Annotated in this window: 15 protein-coding genes and 1 tRNA gene; 8 read left to right on the forward strand and 8 right to left on the reverse strand. The window is 57.2% G+C overall.

All coding sequences use genetic code 11. The features are described from left to right. Positions 1 to 39: 39 nt before the first annotated feature. The 4 genes from OCK01_RS16225 to rpmH form a co-directional block, all read right to left on the reverse strand. Positions 40 to 996 carry a DMT family transporter gene (locus OCK01_RS16225; protein WP_246697356.1) on the reverse strand — a complete coding sequence of 319 codons (957 nt, stop codon included), beginning with the start codon at positions 994 to 996 and terminating at the stop codon, positions 40 to 42. A gap of 118 nt (positions 997 to 1,114) precedes the next feature. Beyond that, entirely contained in the window at positions 1,115 to 2,899 is a 1,785-nt protein-coding gene (gene yidC / locus OCK01_RS16230; RefSeq protein ID WP_263824818.1) for a membrane protein insertase YidC, read from the reverse strand. After that, complete coding sequence (gene rnpA / locus OCK01_RS16235) at positions 2,883 to 3,278, reverse strand: ribonuclease P protein component (protein ID WP_182827669.1); 396 nt, start codon at positions 3,276 to 3,278, stop codon at positions 2,883 to 2,885. Before rnpA ends, yidC begins: the two co-directional genes overlap by 17 nt. A 21-nt stretch (positions 3,279 to 3,299) precedes the next feature. Continuing rightward, the gene (gene rpmH / locus OCK01_RS16240; RefSeq protein WP_182827670.1) at positions 3,300 to 3,440 is read right to left on the reverse strand and encodes a 50S ribosomal protein L34; all 141 of its coding nucleotides are present in this window, start codon (positions 3,438 to 3,440) and stop codon (positions 3,300 to 3,302) included. 382 nt (positions 3,441 to 3,822) lie between these two features. Here rpmH and OCK01_RS16245 point away from each other — a divergent pair, with 382 nt between their 5' ends. The 5 genes from OCK01_RS16245 to OCK01_RS16265 all read left to right on the forward strand — a co-directional run bounded on the left by OCK01_RS16245 (position 3,823) and on the right by OCK01_RS16265 (position 7,852). Continuing rightward, positions 3,823 to 5,157: an ATP-binding protein gene (locus tag OCK01_RS16245; RefSeq protein WP_412179023.1), complete on the forward strand. Its 1,335-nt coding sequence runs from the start codon at positions 3,823 to 3,825 to the stop codon at positions 5,155 to 5,157. 143 nt (positions 5,158 to 5,300) lie between these two features. Further along, positions 5,301 to 5,377 (forward strand) — tRNA-Arg (locus OCK01_RS16250). An 88-nt stretch (positions 5,378 to 5,465) separates the two neighbouring features. Next, positions 5,466 to 6,836 (forward strand): tyrosine recombinase XerC, encoded by a 1,371-nt coding sequence (xerC, locus tag OCK01_RS16255; protein WP_263824820.1) that lies wholly within the window; start codon positions 5,466 to 5,468, stop codon positions 6,834 to 6,836. Positions 6,837 to 6,993: 157 nt separating this feature from the next. Next, positions 6,994 to 7,242 (forward strand): hypothetical protein, encoded by a 249-nt coding sequence (locus tag OCK01_RS16260; protein ID WP_263824821.1) that lies wholly within the window; start codon positions 6,994 to 6,996, stop codon positions 7,240 to 7,242. A gap of 292 nt (positions 7,243 to 7,534) precedes the next feature. Next, a complete protein-coding gene (locus tag OCK01_RS16265; RefSeq protein ID WP_263824822.1) occupies positions 7,535 to 7,852 on the forward strand; it encodes a hypothetical protein in 318 nt (105 codons plus the stop codon). A gap of 176 nt (positions 7,853 to 8,028) precedes the next feature. Here the strand turns inward: OCK01_RS16265 and OCK01_RS16270 are convergent, their stop codons facing one another. From OCK01_RS16270 to OCK01_RS16280, 3 genes are read right to left on the reverse strand one after another with little or no spacing between them, the layout of a single operon-like run. Then, positions 8,029 to 9,840, reverse strand: a complete 1,812-nt coding sequence (locus tag OCK01_RS16270; protein WP_263824823.1) for a response regulator receiver domain — start codon at positions 9,838 to 9,840, stop codon at positions 8,029 to 8,031. Beyond that, positions 9,833 to 12,808, reverse strand: coding sequence for an ATP-binding protein (locus tag OCK01_RS16275; protein WP_263824824.1), 2,976 nt, complete (start codon positions 12,806 to 12,808; stop codon positions 9,833 to 9,835). The genes OCK01_RS16270 and OCK01_RS16275 overlap by 8 nt, the downstream gene beginning before the upstream one ends. Next, positions 12,805 to 13,959 (reverse strand): DNA cytosine methyltransferase, encoded by a 1,155-nt coding sequence (locus OCK01_RS16280; RefSeq protein WP_263824825.1) that lies wholly within the window; start codon positions 13,957 to 13,959, stop codon positions 12,805 to 12,807. Before OCK01_RS16280 ends, OCK01_RS16275 begins: the two co-directional genes overlap by 4 nt. Positions 13,960 to 14,196: 237 nt before the next feature. On the opposite strand from OCK01_RS16280, the gene OCK01_RS16285 reads away from it, so the two are divergent. Both OCK01_RS16285 and OCK01_RS16290 read left to right on the forward strand, forming a co-directional pair. Beyond that, on the forward strand, positions 14,197 to 14,679 hold the full coding sequence (locus OCK01_RS16285) for a Rha family transcriptional regulator (protein ID WP_263824826.1): 483 nt from the start codon (positions 14,197 to 14,199) through the stop codon (positions 14,677 to 14,679). A gap of 1,053 nt (positions 14,680 to 15,732) precedes the next feature. Next, on the forward strand, positions 15,733 to 16,341 hold the full coding sequence (locus tag OCK01_RS16290) for a hypothetical protein (protein WP_263824827.1): 609 nt from the start codon (positions 15,733 to 15,735) through the stop codon (positions 16,339 to 16,341). A 206-nt stretch (positions 16,342 to 16,547) separates the two neighbouring features. Here OCK01_RS16290 and OCK01_RS16295 read toward each other — a convergent pair whose 3' ends face one another. Further along, positions 16,548 to 17,099 (reverse strand): hypothetical protein, encoded by a 552-nt coding sequence (locus OCK01_RS16295; protein WP_263824828.1) that lies wholly within the window; start codon positions 17,097 to 17,099, stop codon positions 16,548 to 16,550. Positions 17,100 to 17,314: 215 nt separating this feature from the next. Here OCK01_RS16295 and OCK01_RS16300 point away from each other — a divergent pair, with 215 nt between their 5' ends. Then, positions 17,315 to 17,950 (forward strand): recombinase family protein, encoded by a 636-nt coding sequence (locus OCK01_RS16300; RefSeq protein ID WP_263824829.1) that lies wholly within the window; start codon positions 17,315 to 17,317, stop codon positions 17,948 to 17,950. Positions 17,951 to 18,545 lie beyond the last annotated feature (595 nt).

Below are 18,545 nucleotides of genomic sequence, written 5' to 3' on the forward strand. Positions count from 1 at the left end.
GCGGCTAAACCACGCCTTTTGGGCAATTCCCCGCATAAGTCAAGGCTTGGCGGCGATGGCCGGCGCCGGCGCCTGCCGTTTCAACGCCTTGGAGAGGTAGAAGATCAGCGCGGCGAGGATGATCAGGCCGCCGATCACGGTCTCGACGCCGGGGATCTCGCCGTGGAAAATCGCCACCCAGACAGGTCCCAGCATGGTCTCGGCCGTTCCGAGCAGCGCCGCGAATGCCGAGGGGATCAGCCGGGCGCCGGTGACGAACAGCGCCATGCCCAGCCCCAGATTGAGCGCGCCGAACACGAAGAGTACGCCGAGCTCGCCCGGCGTCACGGCGAAGCCCGAGGCCTGCGTCGCGGCGAATGCCGAGGCGGCGAAACAACCGAGACTCGCTCCCGGCGTCTGCCGGACATTCGGAAAACGTCTCGTGACCACCGTGGTCATGGCGAAGACGATGGCGATGGCGAGCGCCAGGAGATTGCCGAACCAGGCCATGGGATAATCGACGCCGGAGCCGGAAGCCTGCGCCTCGTGGCCCGTGAGCGCGGCGAGCAGCGGCCCGCCCGCCACCATGATGGCCACGCCGGCGATGACGGCTGCGATGGCGAGCCAGGTGGCGAACGTCACCCGCTCGCGAAACAGGATCCAGGCGATCAACGCCGCAAACAGCGGCACGCCGGCCTGGATCAGCACGACATTGGCGACGGTGGTGTAGGAGATGGCGATGACGAAACAGGAGGATGCGACGGCGAAGCCGAAGGCGACGAGAAGGCCGGGCGCGCCCATGTTCCGGTAGAGCGACAGGGTCTTGCGCGGTCCGTCGCGCAACAGCAGGAAGCCGAGGAGAAAGAGGCCGGCGAACAGGCCGCGCCAGCACACCACGGTCCAACTGTCGTCGATATCGAGATAGCGCGCGAGAGCGCCGCCGAAGCTCCAGGCCACGGCCGAGAGAAACACCAAAAGCGCGCCTGCGCCCTCCTGCGCGGCCGGCGAGGCCGTCATGCTCTTGTCCATCTGCCGTCCAGTCCCCTGCTCGCGTCGTCGTCAGTGTAAACGAAAGCAACCGGGGCGAAGCCCCGGTTGCGACATTTACGATCGATCAATTCTTTTCAAGACGCATTCAGGCCGATGATGGCTTTCGCTTGAACAGTCCCTTGAGATTGTCGAACAGTTCGATCTTGGCGCCGTGACGCTTCATGATGACGCCCTGCTGCAACACCGACAGCGTGTTGTTCCAGGCCCAGTAAATGACGAGGCCGGCGGGGAACGAACCCAGCATGAAGGTGAAGATCAGCGGCATCCAGTTGAAGATCATCGCCTGGGTCGGATCGGGCGGCGTCGGGTTCATGCGCATCTGGATGAACATGGTGAAGCCCATGATGATCGGCCAGACGCCGAGCATCAGCGCATGCGGCGGCGTCCAGGGGATCAGGCCGAACAGGTTGAAGATCGTGGTCGGGTCGGGCGCCGACAGGTCCTGGATCCAGCCGAAGAACGGCGCATGCCGCATTTCGATCGTCACATAGATGACCTTGTAGAGCGCGAAGAACACCGGGATCTGCAAGAGCACCGGCCAGCAGCCGGCCACCGGATTGACCTTCTCTTCCTTGTAGAGCTGCATCATGGCTTGCTGCAGCGCCATGCGGTCGTCGCCATGCTTGGCCTTCAGCTCCTCCATCTTCGGCTGCAGCGTCTTCATCTTGGCCATAGAGGCGTATTGCCGGTTGGCGATCGGGAAGAAGATCAGCTTGACGATGACGGTCGTTCCGAGGATGGCGAGGCCGAAATTGCCGAAATAGTGGAACAGCCAGTCCATGAGATAGAACATGGGCTTGGTGAGGAAGTAGAAATAGCCCCAGTCGATCAGCTTGTTGAAATCCTGGATGCCGTATTTCTCTTCGTAGCCCTCGATCACGGGCACCTGCTTGGCGCCGGCGAACACCATGGTCGAGAAGCTCTTGGTCTCGCCCGCGGCCACGCTGGTGGCGGCGTTTTCGCGGTAATCCGCCTGGTAGAGCGGCTGTCCGGTCTCGACATGCGAAAATTGCGAGGTGAAGGAGGAGCTCTTCTGGGGCACGATGGTGGCGGCCCAGTATTTGTCGGTGATGCCGAACCAGCCGCCCTGCGGCGCCTCGAACTTGGCCGGCTCGCTTTCGGCGTTGCCGAAGGTCTCTTCCTTCAGGCTGCCGTCCATGACGCCGACATAACCCTCATGCAGCACCCAGGCGGAGGCGTGCGTCGGCTGATTGTAGCGCACGACGCGGCCGTAGGGCGTCAGCGACAGCGGCGCGGCGGAGCCGTTCTTCACGCTGTCCTCGATCTGGAACATGTATTTGTCGTCGACCGAGATCTTGCGGGTGAAGGTGACGCCTTCGGGATTGGTGTAGGTCAGCGTCACCGGCGTGGACTGGGTCAGGCGATTGGCGCCCTCCACCGTCCAGTTGGTGGTCATGCCGGGCAGGTTCTGCGCGCCGAGAAAACCCAGTTCGACGAAATAGCCGTCCTTGGTGTTGCCTGGGCTGAACAGCGTGATGATCGGGCTGTCCTTGTCGATCGTCTCGCGGTAATTCTTGAGCCGGAGGTCGTCGAAGCGGGCGCCGGCCAGGCTGATCGAGCCGGTCAGAGCGGGCGTGTCGATGACGATGCGGTCGGTCTGGGAAAGCGCCTGCTCGCGCGTCACCACCGCCACGGCCTGGCCGTTGGCGGCCGGAATCGGCTGGCCGGACTGGTCGACGGCCGGCGCAGCGGCCGGGTTGGCCTTCTGCTGTTTGGCGAGTTCGGCCTGGCGCTGCTCCTCGAGCTTCTGCTGGGCTTCCATTTTCGGGCCCATGTAGAAGAACTGCCAGCCGAAGACGATCAGGACGGACAGAACGATCGCGAGATAATAATTACGGTTGTTTTCCATCACTCTTTCCCGGTGGCCGGCTTTTCTTGTCCTGCCGGCTGGAGATGCGCGCGATAAGGGTTTTGCTCAAATCATCGAAGGAGGCGGACATCGCCTCCCGATGGGCCACAATCACATAGTCGTGTCCCGGCTGCATTGCAAACTGCGCCTTTAGCCGGACCGCCTCTTTCAGACGCCGGCGGATGCGGTTGCGCTCCACCGAATTGCCCTGCTTCTTGGTGACGGTGAAGCCGACGCGCGGCGCGTCTTCGGGAGACTTGCGATCCAGGACCTCAACGATGAACAAGCGGCCTCTGCGCCTCTCACCCTCGCGCGCACGCAAAAATTCCGGCCGGCTCTTCAGCCGACCGGCAGTACGAACATCTTTTCGGTTCGTCATCGGTCTTTCAGGCCCGTCCGCTTAAGCGGACAGGACCTTGCGGCCGCGATTGCGGCGAGCGCTAATGACCTTGCGGCCACCCTTGGTGGCGATGCGGGCGCGGAAGCCGTGACGACGCTTGCGAACGAGCTTGGACGGCTGGTAGGTACGCTTTGTTGCCATTTATTTAATTACCGCGGAGTGCGGCCCTTCTTGATGAGCGTTTTTTTGGATGTCGCACGGCGCCGCCGCGGCCGCTTGCGCGGGCCCGGCTTCCCGAACGTGGCCGGGCTTATAGGGAGAGACGCCGAGGAAGTCAACCATTCGGCCCGATTTCCGGAGCGTCGCGGTCTTGCGCATTCCACCCAGACCTCTACATGATGAGCGCGAGCACGGACGGCCCGACGGCCCCGACAGGAAACGCCAGACAACGGAGCGGCGATTGGCCCGGGATGGAACGACAGCACAGGCGCCTGTCCGCAGCCTCGCCTTCGATGCGGCGGTGGAAACCCCGCCCACCGCCCGGCTTTCCACCCGGATCCTGCTGCTGACCGTCATCTTCGTCATGCTGGCGGAAATCATGATCTTCGTGCCGTCGGTCACCGACATGCGCCTGTCCTGGCTGCGCGACCGGTTGAACACCGCCGCCGCCGCCGCGATCGTCATCGACGGCCTGCCGGACATCAAGCTGCCGCGCTCACTCGAGGATTCGACGCTGATGGCCACCGGCACCAAAGCCATCGCGCTGCACAAGGAAGAGCTGACCCGGATGATCGTGGTGTCCGAAGTGCCGCCGGCGGTGAACGCGCAGTATGACCTGTCGACGAAGAGCTTCTTCGCAGACGCCTATGACGCCTTTTCGACGCTGGCCTGGGGCGGCGAACAGGTGGTGAGCGTTCGCGGCCCGATCGGCGCGTCCGGCATGGAGATCGAACTGGTCATGAGCGACCGGGCGCTGCGCCAGGCGATGCTGGTCTATTGCCGCGAAATCCTGTTCTTCTCCATCGTCATCTCGCTGACCACGGCGGCGCTGATCTTCTTCACCATCAACCGCATCCTGATCCGCCCGATCGGACGGATGACGGCGAGCATGCAGGGGTTTGCCGCCGATCCCGGCAATCCCGCGGCGATCATGGCTCCGCCAGAGGGCCGAGACGAGCTCTCGGTCGCGGCCCGCCATCTCGCCGCCATGCAGACAGAATTGCAGCGGACGCTCAAGCAGCAGAAGAATCTCGCCGATCTCGGCCTCGCCGTCTCCAAGATCAATCACGACATGCGCAACATCCTGTCGTCGGCGCAACTGATGTCGGACCGGCTCACCGAACTCGGCGATCCCGTCGGCCGCGGGCTGTCGGCCAAGCTGGTGCGCACGCTCGGTCGCGCCATCAGCTATTCCTCCGACGTGCTGGCCTATGGCCGGGCGAGCGAGGCCGCGCCGCAGATCAGCCGTTTCGCGCTGCGCCCGCTGATCGACGACGTCGGCGAAATCCTCGGCCTGGCCGCGGACGGGCAGATCCGATTCGTGACCGACGTCGAGCCGACGCTGGAGATCGAGGCCGATCCCGAACAGATGTTCCGGGTGATCTACAATCTCTGCCGCAACTCGCTGCAGGCGCTCGAGCCGCATGACGGCGACGACAAGCAGATCCGGGTCGACGTCGCCGTCATCGGCGATCGCCTGCGGCTCGATATCGACGACAACGGCCCCGGCATGCCCGAAAAAGCCCGCGCCCATCTCTTCTCCGCCTTCCGCGGCTCCACCCGCGCCGGCGGCGTCGGCCTCGGCCTGGTGATCGCCCGCGACATCGCGCTCGCCCATGGCGGCGCGATTACCCTTGTGGAAAAGTCCTCTCCCGGCTGCCTCTTCCGGGTGGAAATCCCGCATCGCGCAGGACTTTGAGCATTCTCCGCGCCCCCGTTTGGCCCGCCCTGCGACCGACCTCCCACGGCTTTTGTTGCATTTATTTGAAAAAGCCGCTTGCAATCCTCAAAGCCGCGCAGTAGTAGAGCCGCACACCGCCGGAAACGACGGCGGTCAGGCAAGCACCCGTAGCTCAGCTGGATAGAGCACCAGACTACGAATCTGGGGGTCAGGAGTTCGAATCTCTTCGGGTGCGCCATTTTCTTCGTTTTTGTCCAATAAAATCAACGTTTGCAGCATGATAGGCAGCCTTCCGGTACACAATTCAGTACATGGAGCGGTCCACCATGGGGTTGGTGTTGAAGTACGTTCAGGAACCACAGGCTAACCGTCAGCGGTTTCGATATCGCAGACGCGTCCCAGACTCTCTCAGGCAAATCATCGGCAAAGGCGAGCTTGTCGCTCCCCTCGGGCGCACCCGGGAGGAAGCCCTGCGCTCTTACCCTTCTGTCCATCAGCGATTCGAAAAGCTGCTGGCAGAGGCCAAGCGCAAGGCCGGACGAGGCAATCTCGAAGTCCAGACCAAGCTCCAGCAGTTCTGGGAGGTCGTGGACGAGCTGCGCGAACTGGGCATCACAGATCCGCTGAACGCCGCCAAGAACCCAGACACATCTGATCTGCGGGAGGTCGTTATCGATGAAATTCTCTTCAGGGTACCGGAAGACCCTGAGACGGGCGATCCGATCCTTGAGAACCCCAAGGACGCCCTGAAGGTCGAAATCCTCTCAGGCCGAGCGTCTCCTCCTCCAGCGAGCATCGACGACGCCATGAAGCTCTACGTGTCCGACAAGCTCGGAGGCAACGACTTCGAATACAGGAAAGCGCTGCGCCGGGTCGAACGCATCGTCGGCGAGGTCAAGGCCGCTCTTGATCCTGCTCCGCCCTTGGACAGGTTTACCCGAGACCACGCCCGCAAGGTCCGGGATCACTTCATCAAGAAGGGATTGAAGCCGTCGTCGGTCAAGCGAGAGCTTGCGACGCTGTCGGGCATCCTCACGCATTTCATCAAGGAAACCCAGGCCGATCTGAAGAACCCCTTCCGCAGCCTGGATTTGCCGAAGAGCGCGTCTGACCCCATGGAGGAGCATCTGCCGATCCCTGAGACGCTACTTAGCAAGATCCGCGCTGATATCCTGTCGACATCCGTGATCGAGCTTCAGCTGATCTGGAGGCTTCTGGAGGGAACCGGCTGCCGCATCGCTGAGATCACCGGCCTTCTTATCGAAGATATCGACGTCGAGGGCGATCTTCCTCACCTCAAGATCAGGCCGAACGAGACGCGGCGGCTGAAGAATGCGTCCTCGAAACGCGAAGTGCCGCTGGTCGGTGATGCTCTGGAAGCGGCCAAGGCAGCGCTGAAGGAAACAGCCAACAGCAAAGCTGTCTTTCCGCGCTACTTCCGTGCACAGGGCCCGACCAACGCCAGCGCAGCTCTACGGAGGCGCATCCGGGCATTCACCTTGGATAGCCACTATGTCGTCCATTCCCTGCGTCATGGCATGTCAGACCGGCTTGTCGAGGCAGAGGTTCCTCAGGTCGACCGCAACGCCATTCTCGGGCATCTCAATGCCGGGACCGGAGAAAAGGTCTACGGTGGGCGCGTGGCGCGGCTGAAGGTGCTGACGAAGCAGATGCAGAGGGCGTTCGGGCTGGAGTGAAGTTGGTCGCCGCCAACGAAAGATGTCTTAGTCCGGATTGGGTGCGGGAACTTTCGCGGAAGCGAATACACTCTTGACTCTGCGGCAAAGCCAGAACAATGTAGGAACATTATCCGCATCGCGGAACCCAATCCTATCACATTCAAAGAGACGTCCCATGGCGACATCGGCGGTCGAACAACTGCGTCTTGATCTTGGCGCGGTCATTCCGGAGCAGACCGAGGGGCATCAGCCTGAAGTGGACATTGTCGCCAGCGTCCTCGACTTCTACCAGGACGGCTATCGCAAAGCGATTGAAGAACTGCTTCTCGATGCCGACTTACTGAGGGATCAGCTTTACACCGCCTCCGGCCTCATCAGCCACGGCATGGGCCGGGGATGGAGGCCGCGCTATGAGCGTGTATGAGGATCGCGATGTGGCACCATCGTTCCATTCTACTTACTTCCCTAAGTTCTGAGGACAGACGCATCGAAAGTGCCGAGGGGCTGCCTCGGGCGAACTTCCGGTCTTTGCGACAGTGGCAGCGACTGGGTGGTCTCTGTTCATGCTGCACCCATGAGGCCTGGCTCGACTGATACGATCTGGAGCGCCGCTATGGTGAGGTTCGACATACCCGTCTTCAGCCTCTTCTCCGTTGCACCCGATGCCAGAGCAAGGGCGACAACCGCTTCATCATCGGCGCGATGGCGAGGGACTGATGCGGCGCATTCGCATCGGCGCTCCCCGCTACAGCCTTTCGGACGCCAACACAGACGGCATGCTGGTCAAGATCAAATGCCATGCCTGCTCAATCACGCATTGCTATCGGCCTGCCGACCTCATCACCATATACGGCGATGTCCAACTCGATGAAATCGCCGCCTTCTTCCGCTGCGAGGCTTATGGCCGCAAGGCATTCCTCTCTGCCGACTGGCTGACAGCACAAGGCGTCGACTTCGGGGGCATCCGCATTCGACGTCTCATCGCTGTAAGACTGGTGCGCGTGTACGACTGGGAGGAGGATGGAACGCTCTGATGCCCGGCGTCGACCCCTTCAATCCCAGTATATTGGCCAAACATGTTGACTACTCTTTGGACTTGCCCCGCGCCTCATTCAAACTGATGAACTCGCAGATTCTTCTCTCAGCAGCACCCTATTGTTACACCGCGAAGCAGCATTAGGCACTCCTTGAATAGGTTAATAGGCAGCGATCAACCCGCTGGCGCCGAGAAGTCTAGTCCAATCCTCGTGAATTCCACTCCCAACTTCTGGATCAGATTCAACGCATATTCATATCGCAATTGGCCAATTAGCTTGGCTTCGACCCTTTCAACCTCCATTTCTTGCCCCTTGCCCGAGAGGTAGCTAAGGTCAAGTTTGGCGGTGCGGTTTTCTTCGATTTCGAACTTTCCGAAGTCCGCAGCCATGAAGAGACGCCAAATCGGTGAACCGAATTCGCGGCCATTGGGATAGACGCTATACGTATTAATGGCATCGCCATCCTTTAGAAAAATCAACGTATTCGAGTTTACCTCAGAGGTTGAATAAGACTGCTTGGAATGCAACCTTACTGCAATGAAAGGTTTCACGGAAGCTGCACTTGAATTCTGGACGGCAGCGGAGGTCTTCTGCATTGGCACTAGGTCGCAGGATGGGGACAGGCACACCCACATCTCCTGACTAATTTTAAATATGTGACCCGGGTGTAGATGCCAGCCGGAGAGCTGTTTTGTCGATATATGGGCGTTATAGTGAGAACGTGCTTTGTCACGCATTCGCACGGAAGACTTAACTGCGTAATTCCTGGAGAACCCTGGAAGCTTAGCATTAGTCTCGGTCGGATCCGCCTCCAAGACTTTTAAGCCGAACTCGACGGCTTTGTTACCGATGAGATCAAGTAGCCGCTCTGTATGACGTGCAGCCTGGCTCTCCAACAGGGTCTTTCGACGGTTCCTTTGAGCCATGGGGGAGGTGTCGAGGGGCGTTCCGCGAAGTTCTTGATAGTACTGCCAATAGGCGTATTTATCGCTCAGTGCATTGTCTTCGGCACCTGCGCCTTGCTTGCTGATTTCGGAACGTATGCGAGAAGACATAAGCCTTGATGGTGAGGGGCGCCAATCCTCAATTGCAGCTTGGAGAATTTTGAGTAACTCGGTGTTCTTCTTATCGGCAAAAGCAATAAAGCCCCCATTGGTGCGAATCCAGGCCTTGCGCCGGTTACCGGGTACGCTCCACCGCAGGTCTCTTGGCGAAGCTTTGTAGGCAGCGACCTTTTTGTCATGCAGCAACATGCCCCAATCCATGACCATGAGGCTTTGATTGACATCCCATTCGGCTTTGCCGACAATGGTGCGGTAACTTTCCAACTCCGCAGCGGACTTCAAAAAATCGGCTTGCTTGCCTCCATCGAATAAATGACGCCGAAGCCCGATATAAGCTGTTGCATTAAGCGCCGTCCGTAAATCCTTGAGAATATCCTCAAAGTGCTCGTCCCCACTGTCTTCCAATTTTTCAATTAATTTCTGGCCTTGATCTGCCCTGGCCTGCTTTATGTTCAACGGCGTTAGGAGCGACATTAGAACAGTATTGAATGGATCGACCAAGTCGCCGATCGCCGTGTGGATCATTACGAGATTGAAATGATTGTTCTCCAGCAGATCGGCGATAATCTCTGTCGCGCGGACACCATGAGGTTCATTCTTCTCTAGTTGATAGTCGAGGACAAGAAGGTCCGACTGGTGCAGGTAGCTGCCAATACCATTGTTTTCCTGGCCATCGTGAATGTCCACTGTCAGCGCTGGGGACATCTTCCGAAACTGTTTTACCACTTTCAAGATCTTGCCCTTGGGCGTCCACCGGCTGTTGGAAGCGTCATAGCCTTCTTCACTGAAGATCTGTTCCCACGTCGGGTATTGATCATCGATAATGAGTACCGACCGAATTGGATCAATGAAGGCCTGTTTGACTAGATCCGAAAACGTCGCCTTGGGTTCCCCAGCCGCCACCCCTCCCAACTCAGCCATTTATGTTCGCTCCCCGAAAAATAATCGCAAAATTTGCACCAGGCAAAACTTTCCTGTCATCGTCTTGTACGTAGCGGATAGTGTGTCCTCCGGCGGCGAGATTTGCCTGGGACAGGTAAAGGCCCACACCACGTCCGCCCTCTATCTTTCTAGAGAAGAACAGGGAGAACAGCCGTTTTAGATCAATTTCGTCTACACCGGGTCCATTGTCTGCTACTATCACCTCGCCATTGCGAGCATCCAAAACGATTTTTGGTTCCTCCACTCGGCTATTGATCAACCAATAAATGCTATTGTTTACGAGGTTTACGAAAACTGGTAGCAGTCGTGAGGGTTGATCGAAAACACTGAAGCGTCGGAAAGCAGTAGAGGCAACGAATTCAATGCCGTTGGAGGCAAGAGTGCGACCAAAGAAATCTGCGACATATCGATAAATATAGTCTCCACTAAGATCGCGTGGTTGCGGACGCCCCGCCATACGCAAAGGTCCGAGAAAATCGAGAATTTGCTTGAGACCGGCGTAACCCGTCGCTAACCGTTCTAGCTCCTTATCATTTCCTAACCTCTTCCGGAGCCTCTGAATACTGTCGTCGATAAGTGCGTCATGGGAATGGAGCTCATGATCAAGAAATTCTACAGTTATACCAAGCTGCGCTAGACCGTTTAATCGATCGACAGTACTACGCAGCTCGCTGTTCTCGTCACCCCCGAGGATGGCGATTGCCTGAAGATCGATACTTTCCCTTAGGTTCTCCAGTGCCAGAATATAGTTTTGGAACAACAGCTCATTCTCGCTGTCAATCCTGTTCTTTGCCTCAAGGACAGATCTAGATGCAATATTTAGAGACAACTTACCATCGGCTGTCTGCCCGATCAGCGGCATAGTTTCCTCACGCAGGAGCTTGTTTCGCTCCGCGACAAGATCGCTGATCCGAACGCGCTCCGCATCCTGCAGCACTCGAATTTCCCTGGCCCAACGCGTGACACGAGAAGTGAGTTGCCCCTCGTTGCGCTGGATCTGCTTAAGCAGGATTTCTTCGGGCGACGGCGGATGTATCCGCTCTACAGCGCTAGCGATGCTCATCGAAAATTCTGCGACCATTTGGTTCAGTTCGGTCATCGCGCGACGATAGGATCGATATTCGTCCTCAAGAGTACCCAGCGGCGACGGCGCACCTGGTAAGCGCAGCTCGGCCACCCTGGCCTGAGCCACCTCAAGACGTTCCTGTGCGACAGGGATATCTTCGGCAACCTTGATCGTAGTTTCAGTGATGTCCGCCCTCAGTCGTTCCGATACTGACGGGATGCTAGCGGTCCGGGCCCTGAGGTTCTTTCGGAACTCCTTACGCTGCTTCTGGCGTAGCTTTGCCTGCGCTTCTTTTGCCTTTAGCTCGGCAAAATTGCGTTGAGTCTCAGCTAGTTCGGCGCCTCGATCTTCAGCGTTGGTTCCAAAATAGTCGTATGCAGACGATTTTAGAATGTTGATGATTAGGATCTTCAGGGATTTGGCGGCCTTGTTGACAATGAAGCCTTCGCGCCCTGCTTTGTCTTTGAGATTGGGATTGCGCTCCCTGCTGATAGCAATACGCCCGAAGATGCGTCGAGCGTTCCAGTATTCTCGGCCCGCATGGTTGCTTCGGCGCTTCTCAATCTCAAAGAAGTCGTTGTCTTCACGACCGTAGGGCAGCACCCTCAATCCGTTTCGGTATATCATCAGGCCAGCATGGGGAGAGGCGTGTTGCTTGAGATATTCGAATTCTATTGGCGTGTGAGTCGAGTTCTTTTGTTCTTGTTCAAAGGTCGCTATATATACATCTATGGGCCCGAGCGAAGTCCCTGCACCGCTCGGCACAACGAATTCCTTTGGCGGAGGGATCACATATTCGCTACCCACCTTACGCCACTTACCGAAGGACTTGATCTGCCCCCTGAACACGCCTTTCTCGTCGATTCGCCCATCGACGATGTGCTCCATCCGATCTGTAAGCGATCTGTTGAACTCGGCTGCAGAGCCAATGATTTTGTTCGTGTGGCCTTTCGAGGAAACGAAAACACCGTATTCGAAGTCAGGTTTGGCCGCGTTGACCTCGGGTCTGGCGGAATCATAGAGCGGATCCACGAAGCTACCTAAAGTCGTTTCGAAACGGGCTCTATCATCCTTCGCCGTCGCCAACTGACTGTTGGTTGGCAAGAGTGCGGCAAACTCGTCACTTGCGCCATAGACCACCATGACGGTGCCCTTATCACGGGCTCCTGACCAAACACCCCACGGCGCCATATAGTCGTTATTCAGCTTTAACGATCTGCAAGCCGCTACAATGGCTTGCGTAGGCGTTGCCTTATCGCCGTTGCGCCCTTCTTCCTGGACGGCAAGATCATATTGGGTCCAAGCACCTACTATCCTCCGGGATCTCTCGTCCGTCCGGCCGGTGTCAAGGACATTCTCCAGCAAAGCCTCGGCCATTAGAGAGAGGAATTCAGGGACTTCGTTTACATGGTCGAATTCTACAACCGGTATTTCGATGTCGCTCAAAATCAAGAACGGGTTCTCGAAAAGCCTCCAATCGATCAGAGCTGCAGCTAACTTCTGCCGCCTTCGCTTGGTCATCAGCAGCATCAATGGGCCTAAATGCGCCGACGATAGTCGACCGATGCCCTTCTGACCTTGTCGCGTTCTCAGCTCCAGTCCATCACGATCTTCGTCCGATCGACCGTCGCCAAATAGCTTCGATTCTGTACCTACCACCAACCAGCGATCAATAAGCTCATCCACATTCATCCCATGACCGTCATCGGCAACGGTCACCACCAACGGTTCGCCATCAAAGATGGTTAATGACGCCGACCTAGCGTATGCGTCGTAAGAATTCTTCCACAATTCAGAGATGGCCGTTGGTATGTCAGCAATCTGTTCGCGTCCGAGGTGATCAACTGTGCGTGCCCTGGTCTTGAAGCCAACTGTCCTCATGCGTCGACCAACTCGCCAATCTCGGCAGTTGGCTTCCGCAATACGCCAACCCTCTGTTCTTCTGCAAAATTGCGAACAAGCAACGTCTTTATATACTGGATGAGGTGCTGCCCAAACACCACTGGAACTGCATTGCCGATTTGTTTGCCGGCTGCCATCAAACCACCAGCGAAGACAAAGTCGTCCGGGAAGGTTTGGATTCTTGCCGCCTGACGGGCGGTGATTCCATGTGGCAGAACCGGGTGTACAAACCTGCCCTTAGACGGATTGATGCACGCCGTCGTCATGGTCGGAGCGGGCTTTGTAGGATCGATACGACCATAGACATCGTGGTGCCCGTCGTGACCCACGTGGCAATCGAGCACCCTTCCTGAATCCTTCCGACTCCCGCCATTTACTGGCGTACGTTTAAATGCAGCAATCAACTCGGTGCCGTGGTTCATGTGGACGCCATTGATGTCATCTTCGGGCATGTCTTCGAACGCGGTCTTGCATGACAGCCAAGGCACAAGGCCAGTCGTCGCCACAGTTTCTGGATCGCAATGAGTCGGCGCAGGCGGCCATTGGAAGCCATCGGTGGCAATGTCCTCGCGGAAGCCTAGAATGAAGACCCGCTGCCGCCGTTGCGGAACACCGTAGTCCCGGGCATCCAGTTTATGGGGCTGGTGGACAACGTACCCGCTGTCATGCGCCTGTGTGTAAAATTCCTCAAGGTAGCTTTTGTGCCGCGGCCACAACATGCCCGGAACGTTCTCCATCAGGAATGCCTTCGGCTTCAAGCTGCGCACAAAAGCAAAATAGTCATGAATCAACCCATTTCTCGGATCATCGACACCAGCATTATTGATCCTGTGTGTAGAAAAGCCTTGGCATGGCGGACCACCTAGTAGCAGATCGCAGTCGAATTCGGAAAAGTGCTTTTTAGCCAGACCGGTCGCGCTTAGTGAGGTAATGTCTTGATTGTAAACGACTACGTTCTCACAGCGATGCTTCACCCCGATGTTGTTCCTGTAAGTCGTGGCTGCGTTTTTGTCGAGTTCGACCGCAAAAACAATCTCGCATCCCGCTTGCACGGCGGCCAAGGAAAACCCGCCAGCGCCAGCAAAAAGGTCAACGACTTTAAGTTTTGATTTATTCAATATTCTTACCACCCCAACGTCCTTACATCGGTTGCCGAGGACATCGATCGTTATGTTCGCTCTATAGCTTACAATTGCCCAAAACGAAATAGGCCATCGTCTCAACGCACCTACCTCTGGTTATACGCGATACGTTGAAAAATGCTTATGCAACTGCAAAACCACAGATCTTGAGGGACGACACCAGGGAATACCCTCCACTCCATCAACGACGAAGCCCGCGTCCTCGACACCGATCTGGCCGAACAGTTGGGCTACGGGAAGCTTGAAGACACACGGTCGCTGATCACCCGCAACGCTGGCGAACTAGGTACGTATGGAATAATCGGCACGGCACCGATTAATAGCGGAAAGCGTGGACGCCCCGGCACCGCCTACTACCTCAACGAAGAACAGGCTTGTCTGGTCTGCATCTTGGCGCGAACAGAGAACGCAGCAGCCGTCCGCAAGCAGGTCATCGCCACCTTCATGGCCTACCGTCGTGGTCAGTTGGTTCCTGTCGCGCAGACCCCGGCAGTCCCCCGAACGTTCGCCGAGGCACTGCGTCTCGCTGCGGATCAGGCCGAGAAGATCGGACAGCTTTCAGGCGTCCTGTCCGACCTCACCATGTCCAGCCGCGAGATCGCGGAGCTGACCGAGAAGGAACACAAGAACGTCCTCACGGAAATTTGGAAGATGTTCATTGAGATAGGCTTACTTTTCAGCCAATGTTCCCGACTCCTCCGGACGTGATCAAATGGTCTTCAATCTCCCCGAGCGCGAGACCATAATCCTCACCTCCGGCTATTCGGTAGTCCTTCGTGCTGGCGTCCTCGACACCGATCTGGTCCAGAACCTTGGTCTATGTCGCCACCGTGATGATTGAGCGAAAGGAATATGAGCTGAGCAACTACGGCGTTATCTGTACCGTACGGAAAACCCACAGCCCACTTGGAGCCCTAGCCTCCAAGGCGCGGGGACAGGAGTTCGGTGAAGTAAACAGCAATTTTGCTGGCTAGTACATCGGGTCCATCGGCCAGCGTCATCCCGACGTAAAGTGGGACATCGATGTGATTTTGCATCAACTTGGAGAAGATGTATCCAATTTTGGATGCATCGATCTCGACGGCATGAACCGGAACCAGACCAAGTTCCTTCTACCAAAGCGTGAAACCACGATCCTTACCTCCGGTTACTCGGTCATCCTTCTTGCCCGCGTCGTGGACCGCTGGATGGAACTGGAGGCTGGGGCACAGCATATGCGATGCTTCTCTCCGGCGAGGAATTGCCCCTGCTATAAGGAGGAAGACGCTTCGAATTAGGGACACCTATAGGAGCCCCCCAGGCCGCCCGCAGCTCTCCCCTGCTGTCGGATCGAGCTCCTCGGTCCAACAACCTGGGCCGGAATGTCTCATCACCAGACAGGCAATTGTCGCCCCGACCAAGGGCGTGTGGTGAGACACGCGACCATGATGTCTTGACTTCCCTCGGTGGTCGAACCGATCAGACATAGTTCTGGTCCGTTCGATCTTCCGGGGGGGGTTCTGTCAGGACGTCCACCTCCATCCAAGCCCTCCAGCGAAACAGCGACGTCGGTTTGATCCGCCTGACCCGGATCAACGAGCCGAGAAGCCGTTTATTTTCAATGGGTTGAGAGGGCGTTCCTTAAAAGAAAACAACCACCAAGGACATCACCATGAACTATGTCACCAGGATTGACGATCATCGTCCTCATCGCCCCCTTGTCCGCATCGTCGGTCAGCCATGCAGCATCGGATCGAAATCTGGAGGGGAGATTGTCGTCCCATGATTTACCAACAGGAGATCTTGGACCGGAAGACGGGCGAGCTGATCTCGGTCGATCAAGGAGACTGGATCACGATCAGGGAACTCGGCGAGGTCTTTGGTCTAGGTCGCCGTCAGACAACGACCGTACTCAGGAAGATGGGGTTCCTTCAGGTCGAAGGCGGCGGCAGCAATAGCCGTCATCGTATTGCAGACTGGGTTGTGGAGAAGGGTTGGGGAAAGCGACTGAAACGTAAGCGCGATAAGTATCCATTTGACGTCATTGGCCCCCAGGCTTTCGAATGGATCAAAGAGCGTTGGGCAGAGGCGTTATCTGCTGTTGAACGCGAGAGGTTCACAGAGCCAGTTCAGCAAGCACGACAAGCCTTGGACGAATACCTTGCCTATCGAGGGACGGACATGTCTGTACAAATGATGATCTACTGGCTGGAAAATTTCTTCCCCGAGCTTACCCAGAAGCAAATCGGAACCGTCCTGGATGTCTCACAGCCTCTTGTCTCTCGGTTTCTCGCCATACGGGCCAAGCAGCGCAGCGAGGCGGCAGCCCTGAAGAACAATCGCTTCGGTCAGGTAGAAGATGATGATCGTGTTATATCCTTGGTCGCCTAGGCCTATACGGAAGAATATAACACCCCAAGGAAATCTCTATGGCGGCAAGGCGTGTAGGCATTGCCGTTTTGGGCTCATCTCCGTCCCGATGTTTTCTGGAAAAATTTGAGACCCCAAGATCAATAATCAAGTTTGGCGGTTCCCCCCCGTGGGGTGTCCCAGGTGGCTCTAGCGCACTGCTGCCACGCCGGGATGTCAGCTTCATCTCAGGAGATATCGACCGACCAAACCTGTACTCCATCGCGCTCAAGCTTTGGAAGCCGCTGGGTGCCGGGATATTTCGGCGACATGAAGAAGATATAGCGATGCGTCTCCTGCCTCGCCGAAAGTTTGGCCAAGTCCTTCGCTAGCTTTGCGTTGTTCTCCGGTCTGACCGCTGCAAAGGTCTCCGCGCCCACGAGGCCTTGCACCTCGCTCATCACGTCCAACGGCTGCGAAGCATGGGCGCCAGGGGCAAGGTGGAGCGCACCTGCTTCAGGATGGAGTTCGAACAGTTTCCGCGCCGCAAGCGCTGCGACCACATATGTCCACGTCTGATTGACTTGCTCAATGACATTCAGCGGGTGGTGGTCAACCGGATGAAATCCGATCGTGTCAAATTTCATGTGGCGGATCAGATCCAATGGTCTGCCTCTGAATGCCGCGACCCATTCGGCTGTCTGAGCCGCCGCCATTTCCAGACGTGCGACAAGCGCATCCGCATCCTGTACAGATCGCAGGACGATAAGCTTTCCGCTCTGTTCCTCATCCTCCAGCATCCAGCTCCTCCGGATTGTTAGGTGCGCTAAGCTACTTCATTTCTCTGCCGCTGCGTCAATAACCAACGATCCGCTGTGAAGCGAAGCCGTCCACTAGGGTATACCTTTTCGGTCTCTTCTTCGAGCCGCCGTTGAGCGTCCGATAGGATTGACTTTCGACTTACGGACAGATATTCATTCGGACGCATGTTCAACGGACAGACAGGTTAGTCGCTATGGCCACCTTCCTCTATGCCCGCGTGTCCACGTCGGAGCAGACCATCGCCCACCAGAAAACCCAGGCCGAGCAAGCCGGCTTCACCTTCGATCATGTCATTGTCGACGAAGGCGTATCCGGAATGTCCGTGCCCATGAGAGAACGACCGCAAGGACGGCGGCTCTTCGACATGCTACGCTCCGGCGATATCCTTGTCGTTCGCTGGGTGGACCGCCTTGGCAGAAACTATCTGGATGTCACGGACACCATTCGCGAGTTCATCCGGCGTGGCGTCGTCATCCGGACAATCATCAACAACATGACCTTCGATGGCTCCACCCGAGACCCCATGCAGATGGCCGTCAGGGATGCGCTGATCAGCTTCATGGCAGCCTCTGCTCAGGCCCAGCTTGAAGCCACCAAGGAGGCGCAAAAGGCTGGCATCGCCAACGCAAAGGAGAAGTCCGCTGATGCCTATAAGGGGCGGAAGCCGAGCTACAGCCGAGAACAGATGAAAACGGTGCTGGACCTGTCAGCCAAGGGCACAGGCGTCGCGGAGATCGCCCGGACGGCGGGACTGTCACGGCAGACAGTTTACCGGATCGTTGAAGACCCAACTGCCGCCGAGAAGGCTCTGACGATGTGGCGGCTGTGAGCCAGAGGGGGCCATCTGTGTGTTTTCGGGGAGAGGATTATCAGGAAAATCTCGCCCTTGCAGGTACACCAATTTTCCGCTATTTGGTACAAAGAGAAGGTTGGAGGATTTTCAATCCTCGCTCTATACATCTGTAATCGCTATGTTTTTCTGGAGTTAAGCTTAGATTTTTGGCATTTCCCAACACACTTCGGGTGCGCCATTTTCTCCTATTTCGTGATATTGATAGCGCTCGCCGCAGCTCGTCTTCGCTCGCCGACCTGGTGACAACGATGCTTTTCCGGCTTCACGAATGGCAACGCATTTTCAAACTTTTGCGTTCGTCTCGCCGCTCGTTGGCGTTATCCTTCCAACCTCTCCGCCGTCATGCTCGGGCTTGTCCCGAGCATCTGCAACGTATTGATATTATTGAAGGCTTAGATCCTCGGCACAGGGCCGAGGATGACGGCGTAGTGGAGGGAAACCCCTCCCCAACCCCTCCCCACAAGGGGGAGGGGCTTGACGTTGCCTCACCTTCCAACTCCATGCAGCCTCTTCTCCGCTGTACAGTCGCGATGGAGGAAGGCGGCAACCCCGGATCAAGCCCCTCCCCTTG

Origin of the sequence: Rhizobium sp. TRM95796, assembly GCF_025779995.1 — a bacterium.
Lineage (GTDB): Bacteria > Pseudomonadota > Alphaproteobacteria > Rhizobiales > Rhizobiaceae > Rhizobium_E.

Coding starts and splice junctions, on each gene's coding strand:
- OCK01_RS16225 (WP_246697356.1), bottom strand. CDS start 996: ATGACGGCCTCGCCGGCCGCGCAGGAGGGCGCAGGCGCGCTTTTGGTG.
- OCK01_RS16295 (WP_263824828.1), bottom strand. CDS start 17,099: ATGCTGGAGGATGAGGAACAGAGCGGAAAGCTTATCGTCCTGCGATCT.
- OCK01_RS16260 (WP_263824821.1), top strand. CDS start 6,994: ATGGCGACATCGGCGGTCGAACAACTGCGTCTTGATCTTGGCGCGGTC.
- OCK01_RS16265 (WP_263824822.1), top strand. CDS start 7,535: ATGCGGCGCATTCGCATCGGCGCTCCCCGCTACAGCCTTTCGGACGCC.
- OCK01_RS16300 (WP_263824829.1), top strand. CDS start 17,315: ATGGCCACCTTCCTCTATGCCCGCGTGTCCACGTCGGAGCAGACCATC.
- rnpA (WP_182827669.1), bottom strand. CDS start 3,278: ATGACGAACCGAAAAGATGTTCGTACTGCCGGTCGGCTGAAGAGCCGG.
- OCK01_RS16245 (WP_412179023.1), top strand. CDS start 3,823: ATGCTGGCGGAAATCATGATCTTCGTGCCGTCGGTCACCGACATGCGC.
- xerC (WP_263824820.1), top strand. CDS start 5,466: ATGGGGTTGGTGTTGAAGTACGTTCAGGAACCACAGGCTAACCGTCAG.
- yidC (WP_263824818.1), bottom strand. CDS start 2,899: ATGGAAAACAACCGTAATTATTATCTCGCGATCGTTCTGTCCGTCCTG.
- OCK01_RS16290 (WP_263824827.1), top strand. CDS start 15,733: ATGATTTACCAACAGGAGATCTTGGACCGGAAGACGGGCGAGCTGATC.
- rpmH (WP_182827670.1), bottom strand. CDS start 3,440: ATGGCAACAAAGCGTACCTACCAGCCGTCCAAGCTCGTTCGCAAGCGT.
- OCK01_RS16270 (WP_263824823.1), bottom strand. CDS start 9,840: ATGGCTGAGTTGGGAGGGGTGGCGGCTGGGGAACCCAAGGCGACGTTT.
- OCK01_RS16275 (WP_263824824.1), bottom strand. CDS start 12,808: ATGAGGACAGTTGGCTTCAAGACCAGGGCACGCACAGTTGATCACCTC.